Annotated in this window: 18 protein-coding genes; 11 read left to right on the top strand and 7 right to left on the bottom strand. The window is 71.9% G+C overall.

Going from position 1 to position 22224, the window contains the following annotated elements; translation table 11 throughout:
- Window positions 1-40: 40 nt before the first annotated feature.
- The 5 genes from ACIRF8_RS04945 (at window position 41) to ACIRF8_RS04925 (ending at window position 5707) form a co-directional block, all read left to right on the top strand.
- Window positions 41-1267: an NAD(P)/FAD-dependent oxidoreductase gene (locus ACIRF8_RS04945; protein ID WP_404210899.1), complete on the top strand. Its 1227-nt coding sequence runs from the start codon at window positions 41-43 to the stop codon at window positions 1265-1267.
- Window position 1268: 1 nt separating this feature from the next.
- A complete protein-coding gene (gene nirB / locus ACIRF8_RS04940) occupies window positions 1269-3809 on the top strand; it encodes a nitrite reductase large subunit NirB (protein WP_404210897.1) in 2541 nt (846 codons plus the stop codon).
- Window positions 3806-4165, top strand: a complete 360-nt coding sequence (nirD, locus tag ACIRF8_RS04935) for a nitrite reductase small subunit NirD (protein WP_404210895.1) — start codon at window positions 3806-3808, stop codon at window positions 4163-4165. Before nirB ends, nirD begins: the two co-directional genes overlap by 4 nt.
- Window positions 4166-4209: 44 nt before the next feature.
- A complete protein-coding gene (locus tag ACIRF8_RS04930; RefSeq protein ID WP_404210893.1) occupies window positions 4210-4794 on the top strand; it encodes a TetR/AcrR family transcriptional regulator in 585 nt (194 codons plus the stop codon).
- A 103-nt stretch (window positions 4795-4897) separates the two neighbouring features.
- The gene (locus tag ACIRF8_RS04925; RefSeq protein ID WP_404210891.1) at window positions 4898-5707 is read left to right on the top strand and encodes an SDR family NAD(P)-dependent oxidoreductase; all 810 of its coding nucleotides are present in this window, start codon (window positions 4898-4900) and stop codon (window positions 5705-5707) included.
- A 42-nt stretch (window positions 5708-5749) separates the two neighbouring features.
- On the opposite strand, the gene ACIRF8_RS04920 is transcribed toward ACIRF8_RS04925, so the two are convergent.
- Together ACIRF8_RS04920 and ppdK are read right to left on the bottom strand one after the other, a co-directional pair.
- A complete protein-coding gene (locus tag ACIRF8_RS04920) occupies window positions 5750-6676 on the bottom strand; it encodes an oxidoreductase (protein ID WP_404210889.1) in 927 nt (308 codons plus the stop codon).
- Window positions 6677-6910: 234 nt separating this feature from the next.
- Window positions 6911-9640 (bottom strand): pyruvate, phosphate dikinase, encoded by a 2730-nt coding sequence (ppdK, locus tag ACIRF8_RS04915; RefSeq protein WP_404210887.1) that lies wholly within the window; start codon window positions 9638-9640, stop codon window positions 6911-6913.
- 508 nt (window positions 9641-10148) lie between these two features.
- Between ppdK and ACIRF8_RS04910 the strand changes: the two genes are divergently transcribed.
- Window positions 10149-11528, top strand: coding sequence for an MGH1-like glycoside hydrolase domain-containing protein (locus ACIRF8_RS04910; protein WP_404212283.1), 1380 nt, complete (start codon window positions 10149-10151; stop codon window positions 11526-11528).
- On the opposite strand, the gene dusB is transcribed toward ACIRF8_RS04910, so the two are convergent.
- Complete coding sequence (gene dusB / locus ACIRF8_RS04905) at window positions 11474-12613, bottom strand: tRNA dihydrouridine synthase DusB (protein WP_404210885.1); 1140 nt, start codon at window positions 12611-12613, stop codon at window positions 11474-11476. The two genes, ACIRF8_RS04910 and dusB, sit on opposite strands and share 55 nt — an antisense overlap.
- A gap of 40 nt (window positions 12614-12653) precedes the next feature.
- The gene (locus tag ACIRF8_RS04900; protein ID WP_404210883.1) at window positions 12654-13523 is read right to left on the bottom strand and encodes a helix-turn-helix transcriptional regulator; all 870 of its coding nucleotides are present in this window, start codon (window positions 13521-13523) and stop codon (window positions 12654-12656) included.
- Window positions 13524-13671: 148 nt separating this feature from the next.
- On the opposite strand from ACIRF8_RS04900, the gene ACIRF8_RS04895 reads away from it, so the two are divergent.
- The gene (locus ACIRF8_RS04895) at window positions 13672-15141 is read left to right on the top strand and encodes an MFS transporter (RefSeq protein WP_404210881.1); all 1470 of its coding nucleotides are present in this window, start codon (window positions 13672-13674) and stop codon (window positions 15139-15141) included.
- On the opposite strand, the gene ACIRF8_RS04890 is transcribed toward ACIRF8_RS04895, so the two are convergent.
- Window positions 15136-16026 carry a helix-turn-helix transcriptional regulator gene (locus ACIRF8_RS04890; RefSeq protein WP_404210879.1) on the bottom strand — a complete coding sequence of 297 codons (891 nt, stop codon included), beginning with the start codon at window positions 16024-16026 and terminating at the stop codon, window positions 15136-15138. The genes ACIRF8_RS04895 and ACIRF8_RS04890 overlap by 6 nt on opposite strands.
- A 112-nt stretch (window positions 16027-16138) precedes the next feature.
- Here ACIRF8_RS04890 and ACIRF8_RS04885 point away from each other — a divergent pair, with 112 nt between their 5' ends.
- From ACIRF8_RS04885 to ACIRF8_RS04875, 3 genes are all read left to right on the top strand, one after another.
- On the top strand, window positions 16139-17569 hold the full coding sequence (locus ACIRF8_RS04885) for an MFS transporter (RefSeq protein WP_404210877.1): 1431 nt from the start codon (window positions 16139-16141) through the stop codon (window positions 17567-17569).
- Between the two features lie 99 nt (window positions 17570-17668).
- A complete protein-coding gene (locus tag ACIRF8_RS04880; RefSeq protein WP_404210875.1) occupies window positions 17669-18694 on the top strand; it encodes an aldo/keto reductase in 1026 nt (341 codons plus the stop codon).
- Window positions 18695-18718: 24 nt separating this feature from the next.
- Entirely contained in the window at window positions 18719-19309 is a 591-nt protein-coding gene (locus tag ACIRF8_RS04875; protein WP_404210873.1) for a TetR family transcriptional regulator, read from the top strand.
- A gap of 24 nt (window positions 19310-19333) precedes the next feature.
- Here the strand turns inward: ACIRF8_RS04875 and ACIRF8_RS04870 are convergent, their stop codons facing one another.
- Complete coding sequence (locus ACIRF8_RS04870) at window positions 19334-19540, bottom strand: hypothetical protein (protein WP_404210871.1); 207 nt, start codon at window positions 19538-19540, stop codon at window positions 19334-19336.
- 99 nt (window positions 19541-19639) lie between these two features.
- Window positions 19640-21022 carry a glycine--tRNA ligase gene (locus ACIRF8_RS04865; RefSeq protein WP_404210869.1) on the bottom strand — a complete coding sequence of 461 codons (1383 nt, stop codon included), beginning with the start codon at window positions 21020-21022 and terminating at the stop codon, window positions 19640-19642.
- 189 nt (window positions 21023-21211) lie between these two features.
- On the opposite strand from ACIRF8_RS04865, the gene ACIRF8_RS04860 reads away from it, so the two are divergent.
- On the top strand, window positions 21212-22201 hold the full coding sequence (locus tag ACIRF8_RS04860; RefSeq protein WP_404210867.1) for a metal ABC transporter substrate-binding protein: 990 nt from the start codon (window positions 21212-21214) through the stop codon (window positions 22199-22201).
- Window positions 22202-22224: the final 23 nt, after the last annotated feature.

Raw genomic sequence — 22224 nt, 5'->3', positions numbered from 1 at the left:
GGACGCCACCGAGAAACACCCGCCCCGCAGGCTACGAGACATGAATCGTGTCGTCGTCATCGGAACCGGCCTGGCCGGCACCCACCTCGCCCGCCGCCTGGGCGAGCGGGCGGTGCTGATCGGGGAGGAGCCGCATGCCCCGTACAACCGGGTGCTGCTCGCCGAGGTCCTGGCCGGCAGCTACGGCCCCGATGTCATCGAACTGCCCGCCACCCCGGGGACACGGCTGCGCACCCGGGCCGTCCGCCTCGACCGCGCCCGGCGCGTGGTGCAGTGCGAGGACGGGGCCGAGGTGGCGTACGACACACTGGTCCTGGCCACCGGGTCGAACCCGGTGCTGCCGCCGCTGCGCGGCCTGTTCGAGCCCGGGGCGACCGAACTGCCCGGCGGCGTCCACGCGTTCCGCACGATGGACGACTGCCTGGCGCTGTCCCGGGCCGTGCGGGAGGAGGGCGGCACCCGCGCGGTCGTCGTGGGAGGCGGCCTCCTGGGCGTCTCGGCGGCCCGCGCGCTCGCCCGGCGCGGCGCCCAGGTGGTGCTCGTGCAGCAGGCCGAGCGGCTGATGGAGCGTCAGCTCGACCCCGGCTCCTCCGCGCTGGTGCACCGGCACCTCACCTCGCTCGGCGTCGAGATCCACACCGAGTGCCGGGTGCGGGCCGTCGGCGTCGTCGACGGGCGCGTACGCCGCGTGGAACTGCACGACGGATACGTGCTCGGCACCGATGTCACGGTCCTCGCCTGCGGCGCACGGCCCAGGACGGGCCTCGCGGGCGCGGCCGGCCTGGACGTGCGCAAGGGCATCGTCGTCGACGACGAGCTGCGCACCAGCGACCCGCACATCCACGCGATCGGCGACTGCGCCCAGCACGACGGCACGGTCTACGGTCTCGCCACCCCGGCCATGGACCAGGCCGACGCCCTGGCCGACCTGCTCACCGCGGAGGGGACCACGGGCCCCACGCGGAAGTACACCGGAACCCGCGTCCTGACCCGGCTCACGCTGCCGCACACGGCGGACCCGCTCGACCTCGCCGCGTTCGGCGAGACGGAACCGCTGCCCGGGGACGACGTCGTCCAGCTCGCGGACGCGACACGCGGCACCTACCGCAGGGTCGTCGTGCGCGGCGACCGGCTGGTCGGCGGGGTGCTGGTCGGCGCCCTCGGCGGTGTCGGCGCGCTGGCGCACGCCTGGGAGTCCGACGAAGCGCTGCCCGCCGACGACGGCGCGCCGCTGCTCCACCTGCTCACCAACGACGGAGGCCACTGACATGGCGACCTCAGCCCCCACTCTCGTCCTCGTCGGCCACGGCATGGTCGGCCAGCGCTTCCTCGAAGCGGCGGCCGAGCGCGGCCTCACGCAGACGCACCGTGTGGTCGTCCTGTGCGAGGAGCCCCGGCCCGCCTACGACCGCGTCCACCTCACCTCGTACTTCTCGGGCACGACACCCGAGGAGCTGTCCATGACGGACCCGGAGTTCATCGAGAAGCACGGCATCGAGCTGCACCTCGGCGACCCGGCCGTGACCGTCGACCGCGCCGCCCGCACCGTGACCGCCCGCTCGGGCCTCACGGTCGGCTACGACGCGCTGGTGCTGGCCACGGGCTCGTACCCGTTCGTGCCGCCGGTCCCCGGCAAGGACGCGACGGGCTGCTTCGTGTACCGCACGATCGAGGACCTGTACGCGATCGAGGAGTACGCGAAGAACCACGCGACCGTCGGCGCCGTCGTCGGCGGCGGCCTGCTCGGCCTGGAGGCGGCGGGCGCGCTCCAGGGTCTCGGCCTGACGACCCACATCGTGGAGTTCGCGCCCCGCCTGATGCCCGTCCAGGTCGACGAGGGCGGCGGCGCGGCGCTGCTGCGAACCATCACCGACATGGGCCTGTCCGTCCACACCGGGGTCGGCACGCAGGAGATCGTGGCCGATCCGGAGCGCGGCGACGCGGTGTCGGGCATGAAGCTGTCGGACGGCTCGGAGCTCGCGACCGACCTCGTCGTCTTCTCGGCGGGTGTCAGGCCGCGCGACCAGCTCGCCCGCGACATGGGCCTGACGGTGGGCGAGCGCGGCGGTGTCGCCGTCGACGAGCACTGCCGCACCAGCGACCCGGCGGTCTTCGCGATCGGTGAGTGCGCGCTGGCCGCCGACGGCCGGGTGTACGGCCTGGTGGCGCCCGGCTACGAGATGGCTGTCACGGCCGCCGCCGCCATCGCCGAGGAGGAGTCCGCCGGGTTCGACGGCGCCGACCTCTCCACCAAGCTGAAGCTGCTCGGCGTCGACGTGGCCTCCTTCGGCGACGCCCACGGCACGGCCGAGGGCTGCCTCGACGTCGTCTACTCCGACTCGCGTTCGGGCACATACAAGAAGCTGGTCATCGGCAGTGAGGGCGAGCTGCTCGGCGGCATCCTCGTCGGCGACGCCGAGGCGTACGGGACGCTGCGCGCGCTGACCGGCACCGTGCCGCCGCTCGCCCCGGAGCAACTGGTGCTGCCCGCGGGCGCGGGCGCCCCGGCGCAGCTCGGCCCGGAGGCGCTGCCCGCCGACGCCGTCATCTGCTCGTGCCACAACGTCACCAAGGGCGAGATCTGCGAGCACACCTCGCTGCCCGAGGTGAAGAAGTGCACCAAGGCCGGTACGGGCTGCGGCAGTTGCGTCAAGCTCATCGGTCAGCTCCTGCCGAAGTCCGGTGACGAGGGGCTGTGCGGCTGCTTCGGGCTCACCCGCCAGGAGCTGTACGAGATCGTGCGCGTCAAGCGGATCACGACGTACGCGCGGCTGCTCGACGAGCACGGGCGCGAGGAGGCGCGCGGCGGTGAGGGCTGCGAGGTCTGCAAGCCGACCGTCGGCTCCATCATCGCCTCGCTGGCCCCGACGATCGGAGCGGACGGCTACGTCCTGGAGGGCGAGCAGTCGGCGCTCCAGGACACCAACGACCACTTCCTCGCCAACCTCCAGAAGAACGGCTCGTACTCGGTCGTGCCGCGTATCCCGGGCGGCGAGATCACCCCGGAGAAGCTCATCGTGATCGGCGAGGTCGCCCGGGACTTCAACCTGTACACGAAGATCACGGGTGGTCAGCGCATCGACCTCTTCGGGGCGCGCGTCGACCAACTGCCCCTGATCTGGGCGCGTCTGGTGGACGCAGGCTTCGAGTCCGGGCACGCGTACGGCAAGTCGCTGCGCACCGTGAAGTCGTGCGTAGGGCAGACGTGGTGCCGCTACGGCGTGCAGGACTCGGTGCGCATGGCGATCGATCTGGAGCTGCGCTACCGCGGTCTGCGGGCACCCCACAAGCTGAAGTCGGCGGTCTCCGGGTGCGCCCGCGAGTGCGCCGAGGCCCAGTCGAAGGACTTCGGCGTCATCGCCACCGCCAACGGCTGGAACCTGTACGTGGGCGGCAACGGCGGCATGACGCCCCGTCACGCCGACCTGCTGGCACAGGACTTGAGCGACGCCGAGCTGATCCGGCTGATCGACCGGTTCCTGATGTTCTACATCCGCACCGCCGACCGGCTGGAGCGCACGGCGGCCTGGATCGACCGGATCGACGGCGGCCTCGACCACGTGCGGGACGTCGTCGTGCGCGACTCGCTCGGCCTCTGCGACGAGCTGGAGGCCCTGATGGCGGCGCACGTCGCGCACTACCGCGACGAGTGGTCCGAGACCATCGAGGACCCGGAGCGCCTGGCCCGCTTCGTCTCCTTCGTCAACGCCCCCGACACCCCCGACCCGACGGTCCGCTTCGTCCCCGAGCGCGACCAGATCAAGCCCGAACTCCCGCTGATCCCCCTGGAAGGACTGGCTGTCCGATGACTATGACGACGATCGCCCCCGAGAAGGCTTCCCTCCTGGTCCAACTCGCCGTGGACGGCGACTGGTTCACGGTCTGCGGCCTGGAGCGCCTGACCCCGGGGCGCGGGGTGGGGGCCCTGCTCCCGGACGGCCGGCAGGCGGCGGTCTTCCTCGACCGCGCGGGCCGCTTGTACGCGGTGGACAACACGGACCCGTTCACCGGGGCGGCGGTGCTCTCACGCGGGCTGCTCGGTTCGGCGCAGGGCCGCCCGTTCGTGGCGTCCCCCCTGCTGAAGCAGCGTTTCGACCTGGAGACAGGGCGCTGCCTCGACGACGAGACGGTCACGATCGGGGTCCACGAGGTGCGGGCCGCCTAGGAACGATATTGACCGAGCGTTCTGGAACGACGTAGATTCACCGCGTGGCCAGGACCAAGGAATTCGATCCGGACACCGCGCTGCAAGCAGCCCTGGAGCTGTTCCACCGGCGCGGTTACGAGGCGACCTCGATGGCGGACCTCGTGGACCACCTCGGCATCGGGCGCGCCAGCATCTACGCGACGTTCGGCAACAAGCACGAGCTGTACCTCAAGGCGCTCGACCGCTACACCGACTCCGCCGACCTCCAGGTCCTCGCCGAGCTGTCGGCCGGCGGGCCCGCGCTGCCCGCCGTGCGCGCGCTGGTCCGCCGGTTCGCCGCCGAGGCGTCCGCGGACGACCGGCGCCTGCTCGGCTGCCTCGTCACGAACACCGCGACGGAGTTGGGCCCGCACGACGCGCAGGCCGCCCGCCGGGTGGAGCGGAGCTGGGAGCAGATCGAGACCGTCCTGCACAGCGCGCTCCTGCGGGCCCGCGCCCAGGGCGAGCTGCCGGCCGACCGCGACCCGCGCGCCCTCGCCCGCCTCCTGCTCGTCCTCATGCAGGGCATCCGCGTGGTCGGCAAGGCCTCGCGGGACACCGCGCGCGTCCGGGACGCGGCGGAACAGGCGCTGACCCTGCTGGACTGACCGACCACCCCGGGCCGGGGTCTCGGCACGCACGCCCAGACACTTCGGCATGCCCAGATATTGAACCGTTCGTTCAAAAAAGCCGCGCGAACAAGGAGCCTCCATGCCCTCCCCCGCCCCCGTCCCCGCCCCGTCCCCCTCCCCCGTACGTCAACGCTTCACCGGCCAGACGGCCCTCGTCACCGGCGCCGGCTCCGGCCTGGGCCGGGCCGTCGCGCTCGCTCTCGCCGCCGAGGGCGCGCGGGTGGTCGCCGCCGGGCGCACGGCCGCCACCCTGGAGGAGACCGTCGCGCTCGTCGCGGCGGCGGGCGGCACCGCGCTCGCCCACGTGGCCGACGTGTCCCGCGCCGAGGACGCCGAGGCCGCCGTGCGGGCGGCGGTCGACCGGTTCGGCTCGCTCGACGTCGCCGTCAACGCGGCCGGCATCCTGCGCGGCGCGGGCACGCCCGTCGGCGATCTCTCCCCGGACGACTGGCACGCGCTGCTCGACACCAACGTCACGGGCGTCCTGCACTGCCTCCGGGCGGAGATCGCGCAGATGCGCGGCCAGGCCGACGGCGGCGCCGTCGTCAACGTCTCCTCGAACCTCGGCCCCCACAAGTCCCTCGCGGGCCTGACCGGTTACGCCGTCTCGAAGGCGGCCGTCTCCGCGCTGACCCGCGGCGCCGCCCTCGACCACATCGCCGAGGGCGTACGGATCAACGCGGTCAGCCCGGGCCCCGTCGCCACCACCATGTCGCTGCGGCCCGGCGAGAGCCCGGCCGAGCGGGCCGTGCGCATGAAGGACGAATCGCCGCTGGGCCGTGTCTCGACGACCGAGGAGGCCGCCGCGGCCGTGCTGTACCTGGCCTCCGCCGACGCGGCCTCGGTGGTCGGCGCGGACCTGGTCGTCGACGGCGGGGCGTCGGCCTGAGCCGGGAAGGCCCCCGCCGCCTCACCTCCCGCGGAAGGGGGCTCAGCCCTTGAGGCCGCCGTACTCCACGCCGGTCAACTGCTCCGACGCCACCCACAGCCGCTCCCCCGCCACGTCGTTGCGGGCCCACGACGCGCGCCAGGACCGGGCGGGCGCCCCGCGCCACATGAGCACCCGCGGCCCGTAGAAGTCGTCGGGGCGCACCTCCGGGGCGGTCGCCGCGTACAGCGTGGGCAGCGCCCCCGCCTCGGCGGACTGCGCGAAGACCCGGTTGCCCACCTCGACGAAGCGCTCGGCGCCCTTGCGCCCCTCCATCCGGACGCCGCGCGTCTGCAACGACGTGGCCGCGTACCCGGGGTGCGCGGCGACGGCCACGAGGGGGGCGCCGACGGTGGCGGCGCGCCGCGCCAGTTCGTGCACGAACAGCAGGTTGGCGGTCTTGGAGCGGCCGTACGCCACCCAACGCCGGTACCGCTTCTCGCTGTTGAGGTCGCCGATGTCGATGTTGGCGAGGGCGTGCAGTCCGCTGGCGACGGAGACGACGCGGGCGGCGGGCGCGGCGAGCAGACCGGGCAGCAGCAGTCCGGTCAGCGCGAAGTGGCCGAGGTGGTTGACGCCGAACTGCGTCTCGAACCCGTCGGCCGTGTGCCCGAACGGCAGCGCCATGACCCCGGCGTTGTTGACGAGCAGATCGAGGCGCCGACCCTGGCGGCCGGCCGCGAAGGCGCGTACGGAGTCGAGGCTGCCGAGGTCCAGGGGCTCGAACTCGGCCTGCGCGCGCGGCACTTCGGAGCGGAGGCGGGCGAGGGCGGCCTCCCCCCGTTCCGCGCTGCGGCAGGCGAGCACGGTGTGGGCGCCCGCGCGGGCCAGTTCGCGGGCGGTGACGTAGCCGATGCCGCTGTTGGCGCCGGTGACCACGGCCGTGCGGCCGCTCAGGTCGGGGATGTCGCTGACGTTCCAGCCGCTCATGGCTGTGCTCCCTGGACGCGGTCGGTCATGGCGGCGGGCTGGTCCCACCGCGGATCCGGATGGCTCGCCCGCCAGTAAAGTGACCGGCCAGGTTCCGCTCAACCCCGCCTCGGCGGGAGCACGCCGGGAGGGCGGCACCCCCCGCACAGGGGCGCCGCCCTCCCGCTTTCGTACCGGAGCCACCGCGGATCGGTGAGGGTCGGGGACCTACGGCGGCTCCGGGGTCCGAGGCGCCTACCGGTGGTCGCTGCCCGCCGACGTGGAGGCGGCGCGGCCCGCTTCGAGACGGGCGACCGGGATACGGAACGGCGAGCAGGAGACGTAGTCGAGGCCGACCTCGTGGAAGAAGTGGACCGACTCCGGGTCGCCGCCGTGCTCACCGCAGACGCCGAGCTTCAGGTCGGGGCGCGTGGCCCGGCCCGCCTCGACGGCGCTCCGCACCAGGGAGCCCACGCCGTCCTTGTCGATCGTCTCGAACGGCGACACCCCGAAGATGCCCTTCTCCAGGTACGCGGTGAAGAACGAGGCCTCGACGTCGTCGCGGCTGAAGCCCCAGACGGTCTGCGTCAGGTCGTTCGTGCCGAAAGAGAAGAACTGCGCGGCCTCGGCGATCTGTCCCGCCGTGAGGGCGGCGCGGGGCAGCTCGATCATGGTGCCGATGGCGAGCCCCAGCCGGACGCCGGTCTGCTCCTGGACCTCGGCGATGACCCGGTCTGCCTCCTCGCGGACGATCTCCAGCTCCTGCACGGTGCCGACCAGCGGAATCATGATCTCGGCACGCGGGTCGCCCTTGGCGTTCTTGCGCGCGGCGGCGGCTTCGGCGATGGCGCGCACCTGCATGGCGAACAGGCCGGGGATGACCAGGCCGAGGCGGACGCCGCGCAGACCGAGCATCGGGTTCTGCTCGTGCAGCCGGTGCACGGCCTGGAGGAGACGCAGGTCGTTCTCGTTCTTGTCCTGGCGGGACTCGGCGAGTGCGACGCGCACCGACAGTTCGGTGATGTCGGGCAGGAACTCGTGCAGCGGCGGGTCGAGCAGGCGGACGGTGACCGGCAGGCCGTCCATCGCCTCGAACAGCTCGATGAAGTCCTGCTTCTGGAGCGGCAGGAGCTGCTTGAGGGACTCCTCGCGCTCGGCGTCGGTGTCGGCGAGGATCAGCTTCTCGACCATCTCGCGGCGCTCGCCGAGGAACATGTGCTCGGTGCGGCACAGGCCGATGCCCTGGGCGCCGAACCGGCGGGCGCGCAGGGCGTCCTCGGCGTTGTCGGCGTTGGCCCGTACGCGCAGGCGGCGTACCCGGTCCGCGTAGGCCATGATCCGGTGGACGGCGCCGACCAGTTCGTCGGCGTCGTCGGCGCCGGCGTGCATGCGGCCCTCGAAGTACTCGACCACCGGGGACGGCACGACGGGCACCTCGCCGAGGTACACCTTGCCGGTGGAGCCGTCGATGGAGATCGTGTCACCCTCCTCGACCACCACGTCGCCGACGGTCAGCCGCCGCCGCTTGGTGTCGACGTCGAGCTCCTCGGCGCCGCAGACACAGGTCTTGCCCATGCCGCGCGCGACGACGGCCGCGTGCGAGGTCTTGCCGCCGCGCGAGGTCAGGATGCCCTCGGCGGCGATCATGCCGTCGAGGTCGTCGGGGTTGGTCTCGCGGCGGACCAGGATGACCTTCTCGCCGGAGCGCGACCACTTGATCGCGGTGTACGTGTCGAAGACGGCCTTGCCGACGGCGGCGCCCGGCGACGCGGCGATGCCGCGGCCCAACTGCTCGACCTTCGCGTCCTCGTCGAACTTCGGGAACATCAACTGGGCGAGCTGGGCGCCGGTGACGCGTTGCAGGGCCTCGGCCTCGTCGATCAGGCCCTGGTCGACGAGCTGGGTCGCGATGCGGAAGGCGGCGCCCGCGGTCCGCTTGCCGACGCGGGTCTGGAGCATCCACAACTGGCCGCGTTCGATGGTGAACTCGATGTCGCAGAGATCCTTGTAGTGGTTCTCCAGGGTCGCCATGATCTGCATGAGCTGGTCGTACGACGTCTTGTCGATCTGCTCCAGGTCGGCGAGCGGCACCGTGTTGCGGATACCGGCGACGACGTCCTCGCCCTGCGCGTTCTGGAGGTAGTCGCCGTAGACGCCCTGGTGGCCCGAGGCCGGGTCGCGGGTGAAGGCGACACCGGTGCCCGAGTCGGGTCCGAGGTTGCCGAAGACCATGGAACAGACGTTGACGGCGGTGCCGAGGTCGTGCGGGATGCGCTCCTGGCGGCGGTAGAGCTTGGCCCGGTCGGTGTTCCAGGAGTCGAAGACCGCGTGGATGGCGAGGTCCATCTGCTCGCGCGGGTCCTGCGGGAAGTCGCGCCCGGCCTCGGTCTTGACGATCTTCTTGAAGCGGGCGACGAGCTTCTTCAGGTCGGCCGCGTCGAGGTCGGTGTCGACCGTGACCTTCTTGGCCTGCTTGGCCTTCTCCAGGGCGTCCTCGAAGAGGTCGCCGTCGACGTCGAGCACGGTCTTGCCGAACATCTGGATGAGGCGGCGGTAGGAGTCCCAGGCGAACCGCTCGTCGCCGGCCTGCTGGGCGAGGCCCTGCACGGACTTGTCGGAGAGGCCGATGTTGAGGACGGTGTCCATCATGCCGGGCATGGAGAACTTCGCGCCCGAACGGACCGACACCAGAAGAGGGTTGTCCGGCTGGCCGAGCTTCTTGCCCATCTTCTTCTCAAGGGCGTCGAGGTGCGCACCGACCTCGTCACGCAGTGCCACCGGCTCCTCGCCGCTGTCGAGGTAGACCTTGCACGCCTCGGTGGTGATGGTGAAGCCGGGAGGGACGGGAAGACCCAGGTTGGTCATCTCGGCGAGGTTGGCGCCCTTGCCACCGAGAAGGTCCTTGAGGTCCTTGTTCCCTTCGGTGAAGTCGTAGACGAACTTCGCGCCTTGATCGGCTACCTGAGGATCTTTGTTTTCCGACACGGGCTCGACTCCTCGAGGCTCGGTGGCTGCCCTGACGGCGAGGAACATACCCAGATCCAAGGCTCCTGGGTACGTCCACTTTGCCGTCATGCGGACGTAACCGCCCGTCGGCCAGGAGATCGAAAGTGACCGACGGGTAGGAGCGGTGACCCACATGTGTTCACTTCCTGAAGCATCAACCCCCGTAGACCCGCAGTATCGCTCACATGAGCAGCCTCCGCTCGCATGTGCGTTCAGGTCGTAAATGATCGAGCAGTGGCACTGAGTGCCACGTCTTGAGGAAGTGCACCCACTCATAAATCGCTCATCTGAGCGCCAGAGCTATCAGGGGTGGCGAGAATCACGCCGCGCGCGCCGGGTCCCGGACGGTCCGATGTCACCATGCGGACAGGGTGGCCGGACGAAACAGGCCTGTCATACTTCCCGCAGGCCGTCCGCCGCCCGACCGGCAGTCCCGGGAGACCATGTGGAGCACACCCCCGAGCGGTCCCGGGCCTTCGTCCCCGCCATGCGGGCCAAGCTCCTGCGGGACCGCGCCGTCCGCGTCCTCGACACGAACTGGACGGGCGCCTCCACCGTCCCCTCGCGCACCCTGTACCCGCACCAGTGGTCGTGGGACTCCGCGTTCATCGCCATCGGCCTGCGCCACGTCTCGCCGCCGCGCGCCCAACAGGAACTGGAGACACTGCTGAGCGCCCAGTGGGGCGACGGCCGCGTCCCGCACATCGTCTTCAACCCGGCCGTCGAGCCGGCCGCGTACTTCCCGAGCCCCGACTTCTGGCGCTCCAGCACCGCCGGCCTCGCCGCCGGGGCGCCGTCCACCGTGCAGACGTCGGGCATCGTGCAGCCGCCCGTGCACGCGCTCGCCGCCTGGCTGGTGCACCGCGCGGACCCGGAGCTCTCCCGCTCCCGCGGCTTCCTGCCGCGCCTCTTCCCCAAGCTCGCCGCCTGGCACGACTACCTGCTGCGCCGCCGCGACCTGCACGGCGCGGGCCTCGTCCCCGTCGTCCACCCCTGGGAGCAGGGCATGGACAACAGCCCCTGCTGGGACGCCCCGCTGAGCCGGGTGACGCCCGCTCCCCCGGGCACGTTCCGCCGTGCCGACCTGGCGCACAGCGCGGCGGACGACCGGCCGACGGACACCGACTACGGGCGGTACGTGCGGCTCGCCGCCGACTACCGGGACGGCGCCTACGCCGACGGGCCGGGCGAGTTCGCCGTCGAAGACCCGTCCTTCAACGCCCTGCTGGCCGCGTCCGAGCACGCGTTGGCGCAGATCGCCGCGGAGACCGGGGTGGCCGGGGCGGCGTGGCACACCCGCGCCGAGCGGCTGACGGCGGCCCTCGTGCGGCGGCTGTTCGATCCGGCGGCGGGCATGTTCTTCTGCCGTGACCTGCGCGACGGCGCCCTCGTGCCCGAGTTCGGCGTCTCGGGGCTGATCCCGCTGATCCTGCCCACGCTGCCGCGCGAGGTGGCGGCGGCGCTGGTGCGCACCGCGCACGGCCCGCACTTCGGGCTCGGCGGCGCGGTGCGGCTCGTCCCCAGCCACGACCTGCGGGGAGCCGCCTTCGACCCGCGCCGGTACTGGCGCGGCCCCGCCTGGTTCAACACCAACTGGCTCGTGGAGCGCGGGCTGCGGCAGCACGGGGAGCACGCGCGGGCGGCGCGGCTGCGGGCGGCGCTGCTCGATACGGCCGGGGCCACGGACTTCGCCGAGTACGTCGATCCGTACACGGGCGCGGGGTACGGGGCGCGCGGGTTCGGCTGGACGGCGGCGCTGACGCTCGACCTGCTGAGCGGCGCCCGGCACGAGGACGCGCCGGAGGCGGTGCCTCAGCCGCCGGACGTGTCGAGTTCCGCGTCCTCGGAGAGCCCCGCGCAGTCGTAGGGGTCCCGCAGCCAGCCGTCCGGCAGCACCACCCGGTTGTTGCCCGACGTGCGGCCACGGGGCCCGTCCGCGCCGTCGGGCCACTCCTGGTCCAGGTCCAACTCGTCGAGGCCGCCGCGCAGTTCGGCGAGGGAGGAGGTGATCGCGAGGCGCTTGCGCATCTCGGAGCCGACCGCGAAGCCCTTCAGGTACCAGGCCACGTGCTTGCGGAAGTCGATGACGCCGCGCGCCTCGTCGCCGATCCACTCGCCGAGCAGCGTCGCGTGCCGCACCATCGCGTCGGCGACGACCCGCAGCGTGGGACGGGCCCGCTCGGGCCTGCCCTCGAACGCCGCGACCAGGTCGGCGAAGAGCCACGGCCGGCCGAGGCAGCCCCGGCCCACGACGACGCCGTCGCAGCCGGTCTCGCGGACCATGCGCAGCGCGTCGTCCGCCGACCAGATGTCGCCGTTGCCGAGCACGGGGATCTCGGGGACGTGCTCCTTGAGCCGGGCGATGGCGTCCCAGTCGGCCGTGCCGCCGTAGTGCTGGGCGGCGGTGCGCCCGTGCAGGGCGATCGCCGTCACCCCTTCCTCGACGGCGATCCGGCCGGCGTCGAGGAACGTGATGTGGTCGTCGTCGATGCCCTTGCGCATCTTCATCGTGACCGGCAGGTTCCCCGCCCCGGACACGGCCTCGCGCAGGATCGCCCGCAGCAGGGGGCGCTTGTAGGGGAGCGCGGAGCCGCCGCCCTTGCGCGTGACCTTCGGGACGGGGCAGCCGAAGTTCAGGTCGATGTGGTCGGCGAGGTCCTCCTCCGCGATCATGCGGACTGCCTTGCCGACGGTGGCCGGGTCGACCCCGTACAACTGGATCGAGCGGGGCTTCTCGCTCGCGTCGAAGTGGATCAGTTGCATGGTCTTCTCGTTGCGCTCGACCAGCGCCCGCGTCGTGATCATCTCGCTGACGAAGAGCCCCTTGCCGCCGGAGAACTCGCGGCACAGGGTGCGGAACGGCGCGTTCGTGATCCCCGCCATGGGTGCGAGGACCACGGGCGGGACGACGGTGTGCGGTCCGATGGTGAGGGGCGTGGTCGAAGCGGTCATGCCCCCATTGTCGCGTACGCCGAACGGGGGTCCGTACGGGTCAGACCCCGGCGGCGAGGCTCCCCAGGCGCTCCAGGCGCTCCTCGGTCTCGTCGTCCGCGGGCACGTAGGCGACGACGCGGTACGCGCCGGTCTCCGGCGACAGCCACATGTGGCGGTGCTCCAGACGCAGCAGGCCGATCTCCGGGTCCGGGTGCAGATAGCGCTTGACGTGCGAGACCATCGGCGCGACCTCGCGCCGCTCCCACAGCTCGCGGAACTCGGGCGAGGCCGCGAGGAGCGCGTCGACGGGCGCCTTCCAGGCGGCGTCGCCGATGTGCCCGGCCATCGCCTTGCGGTACTTGGCGATGATCTCGGGCAGCATCGCGTCGCGGTCGAGCAGCCGCACGCGCCAGCGGTCGTTCATGAACATCAGCCACAGGGCGTTGGGGTGCTCCGGGTCGAGTTCGGTGGGGTCGCCGAAGACGTCGGCGTAGGCGCGGTTCCAGGCGAGGATGTCGTAGCGGGCGCTCTTGAGGGCGGCCGGATAGGGCTCCAGGCGCTTCAGCAGGCGCAGGACGGTCGGGGTGACGGCCGGGCGGACGGTCTCGGCGCGCGGATCGGCGGTCCCGGCGAGGGCGAAGGCGTGGGCCCGCTCGGTGGGGTCCATGAGCAGCGCCCGGGCGATGGCGTCGAGGACGCCGGCGGAGACGTTGATGGCGCGGCCCTGTTCCAGCCACGTGTACCAGGTGATGCCGACGGAGGCGAGGTGGGCGACCTCCTCGCGGCGCAGCCCGGGGGTGCGGCGGCGGGCGGTGCCCGGCAGGCCGACCTGGTCCGGGGTGATGCGCTCGCGGCGGCTGCGCAGGAACGCGGCCAGTTCGGTGCGGCGCGCCTCGGCCCTCGGCACGGTCGGCGTTCCAGCGGTCATGCGTCCAGCATGCCCGTGCCCGCATCCTGGTGCCAGGTACTGCCTGTAACACGATAGGGAGACTCTGGTACCGGCCTGGGCGGGCGACGACGCTGGGGCCATGACCTCACGTGCCCGTCCCCTCACCTCTCCGGTTACCGTCGAAAGCATGTCCGACGCACCTTCGTCCCTGACGCACCGCAGGCGCCTGCTCGTCCTGGCGATCTGCTGCATGAGCCTGCTGATCGTCAGCCTCGACAACACCGTCCTGAACGTGGCGCTGCCCTCGATGGCCAGGGACTTCGGCGCCAGCCTCTCGGGCATGCAGTGGACGATCGACGCCTACACCCTGGTCCTCGCCGCGCTCCTGATGCTGGCCGGCTCGACCGCCGACCGGATCGGGCGGCGCAAGGTGTTCAAGGCCGGGCTCATCGTGTTCACGGCCGCCTCGGTGGCCTGCTCGCTCGCGCCGAACCTGGAGACCCTCGTCGCGTTCCGCACGATGCAGGCCGTCGGCGGCTCGATGCTCAACCCCGTCGCGATGTCGATCATCACCAACACCTTCACCGACCCGCGCGAGCGGGCCCGCGCCATCGGGGTGTGGGGCGGCGTCGTCGGCATCTCCATGGCCGCGGGCCCGCTGGTGGGCGGTCTGCTCGTGGACTCGGTCGGCTGGCGCTCGATCTTCTGGGTCAACCTGCCCGTCGGCCTCGCCGCGCTCCTGCTCACCGTCCGCTACGTCCCCGAGTCCCGCGCCCCCAAGGCCCGCCGCCCCGACCCGGTCGGCCAGCTGCTGGTCATCGCCCTGCTCGGCTCACTGACCTACGCGATCATCGAGGCGCCGTCGGCGGGCTGGACGTCGGTGCGGATCATCGCCTGCGCGGCGGTCGCGGTCGCCGCGCTCGCCGGCCTCCTGCGGTACGAGCCGCGCCGCACCGATCCCCTCATCGACCTGCGGTTCTTCCGCTCCGCGCCGTTCAGCGGTGCCACCCTCATCGCGATCTGCGGGTTCGCCGCGCTCGGTGGCTTCCTGCTGCTGTCGACGCTCTACCTCCAGAACGTACGCGGCCTGGACGCGCTGCACGCGGGTCTGTGGATGCTGCCGATGGCGGCGATGACGCTGGTCTGCGCGCCGCTGTCCGGACGGCTCGTCGGCGCGCGGGGACCGCGGCTGCCGCTGCTCGTCGCGGGCGTCATGATGACGGCGAGCGGCGTCCTGTTCGCCGCGTTCGACGCCGAGACGTCGGACGGGACGCTGTTCCTCGGCTACGTCCTGTTCGGCATCGGCTTCGGCTTCGTCAACGCGCCCATCACCAACACCGCCGTCTCCGGCATGCCGCGCGCCCAGGCCGGTGTCGCGGCGGCCGTCGCCTCCACCAGCCGCCAGATCGGCCAGACCCTCGGTGTCGCCGTCATCGGCGCCGTCCTCGCCTCGGGCATCGCCGATTCCGGTTACGCGCACGCCTTCGTCGGCGCCGGCCGCCCCTGCTGGTGGATCATCGCGGGGTGCGGACTCGCGGTGCTCCTGCTGGGCGCGCTGAGCAGCGGCCGGTGGGCCAGGGAGACGGCGCGGCGGACCGCGGAGCGGCTGGCGGAGCCAGAGGACGCGGCGGCGGCGCGGGCGTCCACCGGGTCATGACGGGGCCGGGCTCCCGACGCGGGCGCGCCCGAGCGCCAGCTCCTGGAGCCGGTCGAGGCGCGCGCGGGTCGTCTCGTCCGCCGGGGTGTACGTCACCAGGCGCGCCCCGCCGCCCCGGCCCAGCCACAGGTCGGTGTGGACGACGGCGAGCGGGCCGACGTAGGCGTTGTCGAAGTGCTTGAGTTTGCTGGGCAGCGACTGCACCACCTCGTGCCGCTCCCACACCTCGCGGAACTCGGCGGACTCGTCCAGGAGCCGCTTCAGGACCGTCTTCCAGGCGGGCTCGGCGAGATGGTCGGCCATGCCCGCGCGGAACTTGGCGGCCATGATGCGCAGCACGTCGTCGAGGTGGACGATCGAGGACCGCCACCGTTCGTTGGTGAACGCGAGGAACATGCAGTTGCGGTCCTCGGGCGGGATGTCGTCGAGGTCGCACAGGAGCAGCCCGTAGGTGCGGTTGTGGGCGAGGATGTCGTAGCGGCTGTTCTGCACACAGGCGGGCAGCGGCTCCAACTGCGTGAGCATCTGCCGCAGTTCGGGCGTCAGCGTGGCGCAGCTCGCGGCCGGTGTCGGGTCGATCGCGCCGGCCAGTGCGAACAGGTGGGCGCGCTCGCTCGCGTCGAGGCGCAGGGCGCGGGCCAGCGCGTCGAGGACCTGCGCCGAGACCTGGATGTCGCGGCCCTGCTCCAGCCATGTGTACCAGGTGACGCCGACCGCGGAGAGCTGCGCGACCTCCTCGCGGCGCAGGCCCGGGGTGCGACGGCGCCGCCCGCGCGGCAGGCCCACGTCCTCGGGCATGATGCGCTCGCGGCGGCTGCGCAGGAACCCGGCCAGCTCGTGCCGCCGGATCTCGGTGGGCCGCGCCTCCTGCTGCATCGTGGTCATCCCCCCAGCCTGCACCGGCGCCGCCCGGGCGGCCATCCTGTTTCCGGGTAGAGCTTCTACCAGGATAAGAAGACTCTGGTACCAGCCTGGTGGGCGGGCCAGGCTCGACGCCATGACCACCCACACGCAGTCCCCGCCGGTCGCGCCCGCCGCGGCGCCCGGTTTCTCGCTCAGCTCTCCGGGTCTGTTCACCGTGCTGCTCGGCGCGGCCCTGCCGCTCATCGACTTCTTCATCGTCAACGTCGCCCTGCCCACCATCGACCGCGACCTCGCGGCGAGCGAGCCGGTCCTCGAACTCGTCGTCGCCGGATACGGCATCGCGTACGCCGTGCTGCTCGTCCTGGGCGGCCGGCTCGGCGATCAGCTCGGGCGCCGCCGGCTGTTCCTCGCCGGTATGGCGGCCTTCGGCCTCACCTCGCTGGCCTGCGGTCTCGCCCCGACGGCCGGGACGCTGGTCGCGGCGCGGGTCGCGCAGGGCGCGGCGGCGGCCCTGATGCTGCCGCAGGTGCTCGCCACGATCCAGGCGACGACGGCCGGGCAGCGCCGGGCGAAGGCGATGAGCATGTACGGGGCGACGGCGGGTCTGTCGATGGTGGCGGGGCAGGTCCTGGGCGGCGTACTCGTCTCGGCCGACCTGTTCGGCTCCGGCTGGCGCTCGGTGTTCCTGGTCAACGTGCCGGTGGTCGTCGTGGCCCTCGTTCTCGCGGCGCGCGCGGTCCCCGAGACCCGCTCGGCGCGCCCCGAACCGGTCGACGCGCCCGGTACCGTGCTGCTCGCCCTCGCCCTGATCGCGCTGCTCGCGCCGCTGACCGAGGGCCGGGCGGCGGGCTGGCCGCTGTGGACGTGGCTGTCGCTGGCCGCCTTCCCGTTCCTCGGGTACGCCTTCTACGCGGTGGAGCGCCGGGTGGACCGGGCGGGCGGTACGCCGCTGATCCCGCCGTCCCTGTTCCGGCTCGTCCCCCTGCGCCGGGGTCTCGCGCTCGTGCTGCCGTTCTCCGTGGGGTTCAGCGGGTTCATGTTCGTGATCGCGGTGGCGTTGCAGCAGGGCGAGCGGTTGAGCGCGACCGCGGCGGGCCTGGCCCTCGCCCCGATGGCGGCGGTCTTCTTCGCGGTGTCGCTCGCCGGTCCGCGCCTGGTGGCCCGCTGGGGCACGCGCGTCGTCACGGCGGGCGGCCTGGTGCAGGCGGCGGGGGTGGCGCTGATCGCGCTCGCGGCCTGGCGGACCTGGCCGGGGCTCGGGGTGCTCCAGATGCTGCCGGGCGCGGCGCTGGCCGGCGCCGGGCAGGCGCTCCAGCTCCCCATCCTCTTCCGGATCATCCTGTCCGAGGTGCCCGCGGCGCGGGCCGGGGTCGGCGGCGGCGTGATGACGACGATCCAGCAGGCGGCCCTCGCCCTCGGCGTGGCCACGCTCGGCACGCTGTTCCTCTCCCTGGCGCCCACGCTCGGCATACGGGACGCCCTGGTGACGACGCTGCTCGTGCAGCTCGGGTTGATCGCGCTGACCGTGGCACTGAGCCTGCGACTGCCCAGGGCGGTCAGGTAACAGGTGACAGATAACAGGTGACAGGTAACAGATGACAGATATTGAAATCTGTCATCCGTCATGCGAAGGTGGGAGCACCCCGACCCCCAAGGAGTTCCCATGAGCACCGCCCTCCCCACCCGTACCCTCGGCACGACCGGCCCCCGCGTCTCCGCGCTCGGCCTCGGCTGCATGGGGATGTCCGCGTTGTACGGCGAGGCCGACCGCGCCGAGTCGATCGCCACCGTCCACGCCGCGCTCGACGCCGGGGTGACGCTCCTCGACACCGGGGACTTCTACGGGATGGGCCACAACGAGATGCTGATCGGCGAAGCCCTGCGCACGGCCCCGGCCGCCTCCCGCGAGGCGGCGCTGACCAGCGTCAAGTTCGGCGCGCTCCGCGACCCGGACGGCGGCTGGAGCGGCTACGACGGCCGGCCCGCCGCCGTGCGGAACTTCGCGGCGTACAGCCTCCAGCGCCTCGGCGTCGACCACATCGACGTCTACCGGATCGCCCGCGTCGACCCCGACGTGCCGATCGAGGAGACGGTCGGCGCCATCGCCGAACTGGTCGAGCAAGGGCACGTCCGCCACATCGGCCTGTCCGAGGTGGGCGCGGAGACGATCCGCCGGGCCGCCGCGACCGCCCCGATCTCCGACCTCCAGATCGAGTACTCCCTCATCTCCCGCGGCATCGAGGAGTCGATCCTGCCGACCACCCGCGAACTGGGCATCGGCGTCACCGCGTACGGCGTCCTGTCGCGCGGCCTGATCTCCGGCCACTTCACCCAGGACCGCACGCTCGCCGCGAACGACTTCCGCGGCATGAGCCCCCGCTTCCAGGGCGAGAACCTGCGCCACAACCTCGACCTCGTGGAGCGGCTTCGCAAGATCGCCGAGCAGAAGGGCGTGAGCGTCGCACAAATCGCCATCGCCTGGGTGCTGGCCCAGGGCGCCCGGCACGACGACATCGTGCCGCTCGTCGGCGCCCGCACCCGCGCCCGCCTGACCGAGGCGCTCGGCGCCCTCGACGTCGCCCTCGACCCCGCCGACCTCGCCGCGATCGAGGAGGCCGTCCCCGCCGGCGCCGCGGCCGGCGAGCGCTACCCGGCGGCCCAGATGGCACACCTCGACAGCGAGCACTGAGACCGGCCCGGTACGGTCACTGACATGGCACCGACCACCGAGACCCTGACCCCCGAGCGCATCCTCGCCGCGACCGAGGAGGTGCTGCGCCGGCACGGCGCCGCCAAGGCCACCGTGGTCGACGTGGCGCGCGCGCTCGGGGTGAGCCACGGCTCGGTGTACCGGCACTTCCGCACCAAGGCGGAGCTGCGCGGGGCGGTCACCGAGCGCTGGCTGGAGCGCACGACCGGCGTCCTCGCCGAGGTCGTCGCGGGCCGGGAGGAGCCCGGGGCCAAGCTGCGGCACTGGCTGGCGGCCCTGTTCGAGGCGAAGCAGCACAAGGCGGGCGACGACCCCGAGCTGTTCGCCACGTACACGGTCCTGGTGGGCGAGAGCAGCGACGTGGTCGACGCCCATCTCGCCGAGCTCCTGCGCCAGGTCGCCGCGATCGTGCGCGAGGGCGTGGAGCGGGGCGAGTTCCTGACGTCCGACGTGACCGCGACGGCCCGCGCCGTCCTCCAGGCCACCGCCCACTTCCACGACCCGGTGTACGCCGCCGAGTGGTCGCTGCCGGGCAGCCAGGAGGCGTTCGAGGCGGTCGTGGACCTGGTGATGCGCGGCCTCGCGGCGCGCTGAGCTTGTCTTCGAACCCCCGCCGGGTCAGTCGCCGCCCGGATCGACGGTCGCCTGGTGTTCCCGTTCCAGGTGCTCCTGCGCCTTGAGCCACGGCAGGAACTGCGCCGACCGCCGCCATCCGCACGTCTCGCACGTCAACTGCCGCTGGAGCCCGGACTTCTCGACCCGTACGACGTGACCGCGGCCGTGCTGGTCCCAGCGGCTCACCTTGCTCCGCGTCATCTGCGGCATCTCGCCTCCCCGGCTTCGAGGGCAGTGTGCAGCAAAAGGCCCCGGCCCGCCGACGAAACGGCGGACCGGGGCTCTCGCGTTCGAAGACAGGCCCTTACGTCAGCAGCCGATCAGGCGGGCGGCCAGGTAGCCCTCGATCTGGTCGAGGGAGACGCGCTCCTGCTTCATGGTGTCGCGCTCGCGCACCGTCACCGCGTTGTCCTCCAGGGTGTCGAAGTCGACGGTGACGCAGAACGGCGTGCCGATCTCGTCCTGGCGGCGGTAGCGTCGGCCGATGGCACCGGCGTCGTCGAAGTCGATGTTCCAGTGCTGGCGCAGCGCCTGGGCGAGCCCCTTGGCCTTCGGGGACAGCTCGGGGTTGCGGGACAGCGGGAGCACCGCGACCTTCACCGGGGCGATGCGCGGGTCGAAGCGCATGACCGTGCGCTTCTCCATCTTGCCCTTGGCGTTGGGCGCCTCGTCCTCGAAGTAGGAGTCGAGCATGAAGGCGAGCATGGTGCGGCCGACACCGGCCGCGGGCTCGATGACGTACGGCGTGTAGCGCTCGCCCTTCTCCTGGTCGAAGTAGGAGAGGTCCTGGCCGGAGGCCTTGGAGTGTGCGGACAGGTCGTAGTCCGTGCGGTTGGCGACGCCCTCCAGCTCGCCCCACTCACTGCCCCCGAAGCGGAAGCGGTACTCGATGTCGGCGGTGCGCTTCGAGTAGTGAGAGAGCTTCTCCTTCGGGTGCTCGAACCAGCGCATGTTCTCCTCGCGCAGGCCCAGGCCGGTGTACCAGTTCCAGCGCTGCTCCATCCAGTACTCCTGCCACTTCTCGTCCTCGCCCGGCTTGACGAAGAACTCCATCTCCATCTGCTCGAACTCGCGGGTGCGGAAGATGAAGTTGCCGGGCGTGATCTCGTTGCGGAAGCTCTTGCCCATCTGGGCGATGCCGAACGGCGGCTTGCGGCGCGAAGTCGTCTGGACCTGGCTGAAGTTGGTGAAGATGCCCTGCGCGGTCTCGGGACGCAGGTAGGCGACGGAGCCGCTGTCCTGGGTCGGGCCGAGGTGCGTGGAGAGCAGTCCGGAGAACTGCTTGGGCTCGGTGAACGTGCCCTTGTTGCCGCAGTTGGGGCAGGTGAGGTCGGCGAGGCCGTTCTCGGGCGCGCGACCCTTCTTCTCCTCGTACGCCTCCTCCAGGTGGTCCGCGCGGTAGCGCTTGTGGCAGGAGGTGCACTCGGTCAGCGGGTCGGTGAACGTGGCGACGTGGCCCGACGCCTGCCAGACCTCCGTGGCCAGGATCACGGAGGAGTCGATACCGACGACGTCCTCGCGCGAAGTGACCATGTAGCGCCACCACTGGCGCTTGAGGTTCTCCTTCAGCTCCACACCCAGCGGACCGTAGTCCCAGGCAGCGCGCTGACCACCGTAGATCTCGCTGCAGGGGTAGACGAAGCCACGGCGCTTGCTGAGGCTGACGATGGTGTCGATCTTGTCGGCGGCCACGGTGCTCTCTTCATTACGACGACGATGAAGCACGCTGGATACGCGCTCCGGGAGCGAATGCCTCAGGTTACCGGCGGGCCCACCCCCGCGACCAAATCGGTTCCGGGTACAGAGCGGGACCGAGCGTGACGAAGGCCGTGACGAAAGCCTTGTTGACAATCGTTTCCAGTTTTGTTGAAAATGACTGTCATGAACGTACGCCCGGCCCGTCGCCCCCGCCGCCTCATACCCACCGTCGCCGTCACCGCCGCCACGGCGCTCGGTCTCGTCGGACTGTCCGCCTGCTCCTCGTCGGACGCGGCGGACGGCAAGAACGGCGGGAAGCTCGACGTCGTCGCGTCGTTCTACCCGATGCAGTACCTCGCGGAGCAGATCGGCGGCGCCCACGTCCAGGTCCGCAACCTCACCGAGCCGGGCCAGGAGCCGCACGATCTCGAGGTCAGCGCCCAGCAGCGCGGTCAGATCGAGGAGTCCGACGTCGCCCTCTACCTCAAGGGCCTCCAGCCCGCCGTCGACGAGGCCATCGACCAGTCCGGCACGAGGACGAAGATCGACGCGGCGTCCCTGACCAGTCTGGAGAAGCACGGCGACGAGGTCGGCGGGCACGGCGACGACCACGAACACGGCGACGAGCACGGGCACGACCACGACAGCGAGGGCGCCGACCCGCACATCTGGCTCGACCCGGTGAAGTACGCCGAGGTCGCCCGGGGTGTCGGCAAGGCCCTTGAGAAGGCCGACCCGGACCACGCGGCGGACTACAAGAAGAACACCGCCGCCCTGGTGAAGAAGCTGGACGGTCTCGACGCCGAGTTCCGGGACGGCCTGAAGAACACCGGCTCCAAGGTCTTCATCACCACGCACGCCGCCTTCGGCTACCTCGCCGAGCGCTACGGCCTCACCGAGGAGGCCATCAGCGGCCTCGACCCGGAGAGCGAGCCCAGCGCCGCCCGCGTCAAGGACCTCCAGACGATGGCGAAGGCCGACGGCGTCACCACCGTCTTCTACGAGACCCTCGTCAGCGACAAGACGGCCAGGACCCTCGCGAACGACACGAAGCTGCGCACGGACGTGCTCGACCCGATCGAGGGCATCACCGACAAGTCCAGGGGCACGGACTACCTCCAGGTCATGAAGTCGAACCTGGCGGCGCTCAAGAAGGCACTCGACGCCAAGTGACGTACGAGACAAGAGACTTGAAG

The sequence above is a fragment of the Streptomyces sp. NPDC102406 genome (assembly GCF_044765725.1).
In the GTDB taxonomy this organism is placed as follows: Bacteria; Actinomycetota; Actinomycetes; order Streptomycetales; family Streptomycetaceae; genus Streptomyces.
Note: the sequence above shows the minus strand (reverse complement) of the source record. Positions and strands in the feature narration are given on the sequence as shown.